The 7912-nt window shown below is 59.0% G+C and carries 4 protein-coding genes; 2 read left to right on the plus strand and 2 right to left on the minus strand.

The genetic code is table 11. The annotated features are described in order from the left end of the window. Nucleotides 1–201 precede the first annotated feature (201 nt). Nucleotides 202–2256 carry a SurA N-terminal domain-containing protein gene (locus K1Y02_23470; GenBank protein MBX7259342.1) on the plus strand — a complete coding sequence of 685 codons (2055 nt, stop codon included), beginning with the start codon at nt 202–204 and terminating at the stop codon, nt 2254–2256. Nucleotides 2257–3141: 885 nt separating this feature from the next. On the opposite strand, the gene K1Y02_23475 is transcribed toward K1Y02_23470, so the two are convergent. Both K1Y02_23475 and K1Y02_23480 read right to left on the minus strand, forming a co-directional pair. Beyond that, entirely contained in the window at nt 3142–5250 is a 2109-nt protein-coding gene (locus K1Y02_23475; protein MBX7259343.1) for a right-handed parallel beta-helix repeat-containing protein, read from the minus strand. A 39-nt stretch (nt 5251–5289) separates the two neighbouring features. Then, nucleotides 5290–6867, minus strand: a complete 1578-nt coding sequence (locus tag K1Y02_23480; GenBank protein ID MBX7259344.1) for a hypothetical protein — start codon at nt 6865–6867, stop codon at nt 5290–5292. Nucleotides 6868–7019: 152 nt separating this feature from the next. On the opposite strand from K1Y02_23480, the gene K1Y02_23485 reads away from it, so the two are divergent. Beyond that, on the plus strand, nt 7020–7912 hold an 893-nt coding region (locus K1Y02_23485), incomplete at its 3' end, for a hypothetical protein (GenBank protein MBX7259345.1).

Consider the following 7912-nt stretch of genomic DNA (forward strand, 5'->3'; position numbering starts at 1 on the left):
CCCCCCTGGGAATCGCAGCACTCGTCTTGTGCTTACTCTGAACACGTTCATGAGCGCAAAGGGCGCCAAGTGCAAAGGCCGCCAAGTTGCGGGGTTTTGCGTGCGTATGCTAGGCTCCTTGGGTTCTGTGGATGGGCAAGCGCCATCTATTCTATCCGTGAACCAAGTGCATGACTGTGCGTTTCGGAGGACCTTAGTAGCATGCTTCACCTGATGCAAGACTTGATGCGCCGCAAGAGGCGCTTGATCTTGGGGCTCTTTCTCGTGCCGATCATCGCGACCTTCGTTTGGTGGGGCGGCTCGGCAGGCAGCGGATCGAACAAATCGCGCGCGACCAAAACATCCGACAACATCGCCGTAGTGGAAGGGACGCCGATTTCGGCCGAGCAATTCCGCGATGCGTTGCGTCAGGAGCAGAAGCGGAGAAGCCAATACGGTCAGGAGGTCTCGCTACAGGATCTGATGGCCGACGGCACCGTGCTGCGCGTGGTCGAGGGGCTGGTCAGTAACGTACTGATAGCGCAAGCGACCGCTCAAGAAGGCGTCGTGCTTTCGAAGGAGTTCCTTGAGGAGCAACTGAAGGAGATGCCCGAATTTCGCGACGCGAACGGCAACTTCGATGCGAAACTCTGGAATGAAACGGTGTCCCGCCGCGACATCAATTGGAACGGCTTCTACGAAATGGTGCAAGAGCAGATCGGCCGTTCGTTGCTGATCGAGCGTATCCAGGCGGGTGCGCGCGTGCCGGAAGCGGAAGTAAAGAAGCAGTTCGAAGAAGAGCAGACGTCGCTGGATATTCGCTACGCGACCGTGACCCCGAAGATTGTTCCCACCGAGGAGCAGATCGCCAAGCAATATCAGGACAACGCGAAACAGTACGCCTTGCCGGAAGTCCGCCATGCCACGTTTGCGGCCGTCTCCGTCATTCCACCCAAGCCCGAACTGGCTGACCAGTTGGTGAAGCGCGCGCGCGACGGTGAGGACTTTGCCAAACTCGCTACGCAGTTCAGCGAAGGCCCGGACAGGGATCGCGGCGGCGATGCCGGTTGGATCACGGACATGCTGACGACGCCGCAGCATCGCAAGGGGCTCTTTGCGTTGAAGGTCGGCGATGTGAGTGATGTTGTGGAAGCGCCGGGCGGCTACGCGATTTACAAAGTAATGGAAGAGCGAACGAGCGAAGTGGCGGGACAACGGGACATTCGCGTGAGTGAGATCCTGCTTCGTCCGCAGATGAGCGACGAAGAGCGGAAAGCCCAGGAAGCGAAAGCGGAACAACTGGCCACCAAGGCCAAGGAAACCGGAGACCTTGCCGCTGCCGCCAAGGAACTGGGCCTGGAAGTGAAAGACTCGGGTCCTTTCAGCATCGAGTCGCTGAACATAGAAAACGTTCCGCTGGAAGACACGCGGTTGTTCCGAACCGGGTTGGCGCAGTATGCACTCAACGATATCTCCGCGCCGGTGCCCGCGCAGCGCAACATCTACATTGCCAAGATTACCCAGTTCGATCCGGCCATTCCGCAGCCGCTTGAGAACGTGCGCGATACCGTGGTCAAGGATGTAACGGCCAGCATTCAGCGATCGGAAGAGTTCCAGAAGCAGAAGGCGGAGATCTCCCAGCAGGTTGCGGAGAAGGCGAAGTCCATCGCCGAGATCCAATCGGCATTTCCCGACCTGGAAGTCGAGATCAAGACGCTCCAGGGATTCAAAGTGCAGGGATATGATTTCCGTTCCGGACCGCTGTGGAACCCGCGTGAGGTCTATGCCGCGTTGGGAGAGAAAGAGCCTGGCGCGTTTGTCGGGCCTGTCATGGACATGATTGGCAGCGCGTACTTCCTGGAACTAATCGCGAAGACGCCGCCCAGCGAGGATGCGTGGAAGAATGATTTCCCGAAAGAGAAGGAACGCATCGCGCAGACGCTTCTCCGTCAGGAACAAGGCAAGCGTATCGATGACTATCTGATGTATCTGCGCGACCAGCATCCTTACGAAATCGATCAAACCGTGCTGGCGCGTGTATTGGGTACGGACTCGGAATCCGAAGCCGAGAAACCGGAAGAAGCAGCGGGTAACGCGAATGCGCCCGCTTCGGACGCGGCAGCCCCGGCGGCGCCAACCGAAGCCGCGCCCGTGGAAGCGACAACGCCTGCTGAGACGCCCGCGCCGGCGCCAGCGGCCGATGCAGCACCGGCTGAGACGCCTGCTCCTGCTCCTGCTGAAGCGCCCGCCCCAGCACCCGCACCCGCAGCCCAGTAGCGAAGATCGCAGAGACTATTTGGGGGCCTTCGGACACTCTTCCGGAAGGCCCCCAATTCTTTTCGATCAATCGCAGCCGAGAGCTGGCCGCGCCACAGAGGCCATTCCAGCCACGAATGAAACGAATCACACGAATGGGGAGCCGCAAGCAACGCAACTCAACCACCGATTAACCCCGATGCACACCGATTGCCAGAAAGGTATCCTGCATTCCGTAGCGCCCGGTCTCCGTGCCGGGCGTTCCCCGGCAATCCGTGTGGCGCAGCCGCCCTCGGCTGCGATTCAGTAGCGCAGCGCTCGCCGAGCGCGGCGCAGGATAACCGTGGTCTCTGTCGTGGCGCAGCACATCCAAGCAAACGCGCAATAGACTATGACCGCGAACCATGTGAGTTTCTCGGAAGCACGGCAAGTAGGCACAAGAAGCAAGAAGAAAGGAAGTCAACGCAAAGGCGCAAAGGTGCAAAGCCGCAAGGAGATGGCAGGAATTCCGTCGTCGACGCCGATACTCGCGGCCACGAACCACCGCGAGGCCCGGAAGAAGAATTTGACCACCGATTAACCCCGATGCACACCGATTGCCAGAAAGGTATCCTGCATTCCGTAGCGCCCGGTCTCCGCCGACACACCTGTCGGCATCCCGGGCGGGCTTGACTTGCATGAAGTCGTGAAGCGGGACTCTCTGCCAGGAATACACGGACCCCAAAATGCTGGGAGTTCATCCTGTTCATCCTGGGCATCCATGTCGAAGTATCTTCCAGGAACAATGGAACCCGCTGTGAAATCCCGGGATTGCCCATACTTGCGTATCAAGTGTTTCGCACCTGATCCTCATAACTCACCGGCGTCATCAAACGCCGGTGAGTCGCATGGTTTGTGAGATTGCCGTTACTCCGCCGGCGGACCGTACGGTGCGCGAGTGATTTGTTTGGGGCCATCGACCCACGCGGGATCGCCGTAGAGACCTGCCTGCGTTGCATCGATAGGTACAAATCCGAGCTGCTTGATAGCCGGGGAATCCGACCGCAACCGGAAGTCGCGCGCCCACGCATTCTCAAACAGCGGGTCTGCAATGACGGAGTGCGTGTCTTGTCCCAACGCTTGCCATTCGGCCAAGGATTTGTCTTTGAACTTCAACTCCGGATTGGACATGTCCCAATAGCAGTTGTAGTCGTTGCGGTAGTTGTTGTTGGTCCAGTTGCTGCCCAGCAACCTCCCGTTGTCGATGAGGACGATGTTCCGCTCAAAGAAAAACGAAAGGTGCTCCTCTTCGCGTGTCCGGATAATCTCTTCCTCGGTTGCAAACGCGAAGATGTTGTTGCGCACCCGGTTTTCCTTGCCATAGTGCTGATGGAATCCGCCGGACTTCGTGTCGTGCACGAGGTTTCCTTCCAGCAGCATGTCGGAACTGCCCTCGTCCGTGTACAGTCCCCATCCGCCGTATGAATACGAATACACGTGGTGGATGTGGTTGCCGCGCTCGATCGATCCGGGCGAGATACCGAGCGAGTAGATGCCGCCCATGTCGCTCAGCACGTACTTGCCCAGGTTGTGAATGTGGTTGTACTCGATGATGTTGTGGTTGGCAGAACTCGCATCGTAGCCCCACGACCAGCCCAACGACACGCCCGTGTAATAGAGGTCGCTGATTTCGTTGTGCGATACGCGATTGTATGAACTGCGGCCAATCCACACGCCGACCGCGGCGGGATGGATCTTGCCGCCATCGTGAATCCAATTGTTGTCGACGACGTTGTGTGACGCCGCCTCTGCTTCCGAAGCGGGGCTGCCGCCTTCGCCAATTCGCACGCCGCCCGCGCCGAGGTCGTGCAGGTGGTTCCGCTGGACGAGATTGTTCTGGCAGCCGGCATGGAGCCAGATGGCGTAGTTGGCGATGTGCGCGACTTCGCAATTCTCGATGGTGCAGTAGCGCGCGCCGAAGGCATCAATCGCTCCGGACACAGGGAAGGCCGCCTGATAGTCGGGCAATCCTTCTGCCGGTATTGTGTACTCCGTGTGGTTGAACGCGATTCCGCTCAAGGTGACAAACTCGACGTACTTGCCTTCCGCTGCCTTGCCGTCGAACTTCACGAGGTTCGTGGCGCGAGGCGCCGTGAGAGTGGTCTTCTCGATCGATTCGCCTTCTTTGGGCATATACGAGAGAACGCCGCTCTTGCGGTCCAGATACCATTCGCCGGGCGCGTCGAGTCCCTCGCGAATGTTCTCAACGATGTACCGCTGCTTGGCGCCCCAATTCTCGTACGGCCAGTTGGCGGCTTGCTTGAACGTGACGACACGATTGGCGTCATCGATCGACGCGATGCGATTCTGGGCAACGTCCCACGAGAGGTACGCGATAAGATTCACATCGTCGAGGTTTTCCCAATGCTGGATGTCTCCCTCGTTGAACACAAACGCGCGCTTGGCGAGGTCTTTCTTCTCGTCTTCCGTTGCTCCTTCGGGCGCCGTCGCCTTGCCGGCCGTGCGGAGGAATCCGTCGTTAGGAGTGCGCGCGCGCCAGCGGTAGTCGCCATCCGCCCACAACGCGCTGAAATACCATTTGCCCTCGGCGACTTCCGGCAACTGGACCGTCCAGAGATTGCCATCCTGCTTCCATCCGGCGATGGGCGAGCCCCCGCTGAGCACGGGTTTCTCGCCGGGATACGCCGCGTACACGATCGGCGTGGCGCGCGTCCCCGAATCCTCGGGCGTGAATACAATAGGCTCCGTGATGCGGTATTCGCCTTCGCGCACGAGCACGGTGACCGGTCCCGGCAGTACGCCGTCTTTCTTCATGCCGCGAATCGCGTTGCGCGCGGCGGTGATAGTCGCAAACGGTCCGTCGTAGCGTCCCGTATTCGGTACCGCCAGCGTTCCCGACCATTGATCGTTGCCGTTTGCGGCAACATACAGCGTGACAGCGCCCTCCTGCGCCCACGCCGGCCACAACGCCGCCGTGATTGCGACGATAAGCATACCCACGTATCGAAGTCTCATGGTGTCCCCTTTCGTTTTGCTTCTGAAGCGGAATGCGGACTACGGCGTAATTTCGTGCAAGCGTTGCAGGACCGCCATGGATTCGCGGTGAATCGCGGCTGCTACGTTTGGCCCCCCGGAATTCTCTTCGCCGTATTGCGGATCGTCGGTTCTGCCGTACGCGTACGGCGGTTTCGTGTCCCACTGCGTCTTGGGGATGATGTAGCCAATCTCGTCGTTGGCCAGGTTGAAGATCATGTTGACCTTGCCGCGCATCTCCTTGCGCAGCGGTGGCACTTCGACGGGTTCGCCGGGATAGTCGGCGCCTTCGGGCGATTCGATGCCGCCTTCGGCGATTTCGGGATAGAGTTCGCCGGGAATGGTCAGAATCTCCAAGTCACCGATTCGGACGGCGTTTACTTCCGTGCGCGCCTTGCCCCAGTACCAGCCCGGGTGAATAAGGCCCAGCATGATGGCGTAGTTGAACGTTCCCTCCAGCGGCGCGAAGAAGGTCTTGGCGACGACGGCCACTTTCGGGTTTTCCTGTTTGATGGCCTTCTCGCCTTTGAGTGCCTTTATGACCACCAACGCGAGGTTGTCGCCGAGGGCTTCCGCCTTATCGAATGACGCCTCCTCGAACTTCCGCTGGCCGTCCCGATGGGGAACCGTGGTGTGGAGCTGCGTCATGAGCCCGCCCACCATGCCTTGGAAATAGAGGCACTTGCCACCGAGACCTTCGATACCGTTGGGATTGCTCACGCCACTCTCCACGCTTTGGCGGAGGTAGTGCGCGAAATCCGACGTGAGGAGCGAGTTGCCTCCGCCGAGGGTTTCCACATGGTTGCCCCACGAGATCATCGTGCCGATGGTCTCGTCGGTGCCGTGCTTCACGAATCGCGCGCAGCATACTTTCAAGTCGTAGACGATGGGTTGGCGGCTGTCATCCACGAATCCCTCCGGCTTGATCTCCTCTTCGGCGAGGATCATGTCGGCAGGCTCAAGATTGCGGACCGCTTCCTCAATGGCGTCCTTGCACGAAATCTGCACGAAGGACATGTACGTCTTGTCGAACTTGGGGCGAATCGGCGAATAGCTCCAAATGCCCATCGTGTCCGGGGCTTCGTGGTTGTGCAGGCAAGAGAAGATGACGTGATCCACGCCAAGGCTCGGGTCGATGGACTCGCGCACCTTGATGTACTTCTCTTGGAAGATGCCGATACTGTCCAACGTGACCATGACCACCGTCACGCCGTTGTTGCGAAAAGCGACGGCGCGCGCCCACAGGCTGTCGTGAACGCCTTTGGCGGGGCGGTTGTTCGAGAATCCGGCCATCCACACCAGATCCATCTTTCCGTTGCCGTTCGTGTCTTGCCACGTGTCGCCCTTCGACTCATCGAACTTGCCGTTGTTGTCGGCATCGGTCCACGTATCGTAGAGACTGAGATCGGGCGTGATATTGCGTATGGCGACTCCCACTTCTAATGTGCCCGGCGTCACGGACTCGCCGGGTGCGGGAAGCGCGAGGTCGAGTTTGTAGCTCCGGTACGGCCCCTTCATGCGGTGTCCCAGGCAACCCCCGACACACAGCAGGACGATGACGACTCCGGTGATAATCTTGTGATTGCGTACGAATTCCATGTTGCGTAAACCTCCAAAACGTTTAGCCTATCTTACGAAGGAATACAAAGCAATTCCGTGCGGGGCAATGACTAGGCGCGGAGAGAAGTGTTTGTGCGCCATAGGACACCGGGTTAAAATGCTGATGGAAGAGCTTCTGAGGGGGTATAGGCGTGGATCTTGAAGTGACGTGTGCATGCGGACACCGCATCGTCGTGTCTGAATTTGCGATAGGCATGACCAATGCCTGTCCCGGCTGCGGTAAGCAGCTCACCGTCAACTATAAGAACGCGCGTCCAATCGACGCGGACATTCCACGCGCCAATGAAGTCAAGACCCCTGTCGTGGAACAACCTGTCGAGTCTCCCTTCTCCGCGCCGGTGCAGGAAGCGCCCGTTCGCGACCCTGGACGACACTGTGCGCGGTGCGGGCGCGCTTTTCGCGGCGACTGGGATCGCTACCGGACTTCGGCGGGGGTTGTCTGCCACATCTGCAGCAATCAGGCGATCAAACCCGAAGAACAGTCGATAACGGGGTTCATCGAGCCGGTGGAGAGCCTCAAGATCGATCCGGTCGAAGTGGATCTTCCGCCTGCCGCGCCCAGCGTCGTGATTGCGGAAGCGGAAGACGTTCCCTGGTATAAGCGGATTACCATCGACGAAGACTTCATGCGTAAGGTTGCTCTTGTGGGTGCCGTCTTGGTTCTTGCGGTGGCGGCCTACTACTGGGTGACTCAGGGTTTTGAGGTTCCCGAGCGCGGGGCATTCCACGCGGGCGGCGATACTTCTGAACCAGTGGTTGAAGGCGAACCGGTCGTCGAGGCGACTCCGGCCCACGCGCGGGCATTGTTTGCCATCTCACTATTCACCGCGTTTATCAGCTACTACATCGGAATCTTCATGTATCTGACGTGGGCCAACCGGATGCCCAACGAGACTCTTATCGCCAACCTCATCGTGATCCTTCCCGTCGCATTGGGAATCGCCGCGCTTTCGTACGTTCCTTTCATCGGCTACCTTGCGATCATCCTGATATTGTTCAAGATCTACGACTTCGAGTGGTTCGA

The organism is Candidatus Hydrogenedentota bacterium, from assembly GCA_019695095.1.
Lineage (GTDB): Bacteria > Hydrogenedentota > Hydrogenedentia > Hydrogenedentales > SLHB01 > JAIBAQ01.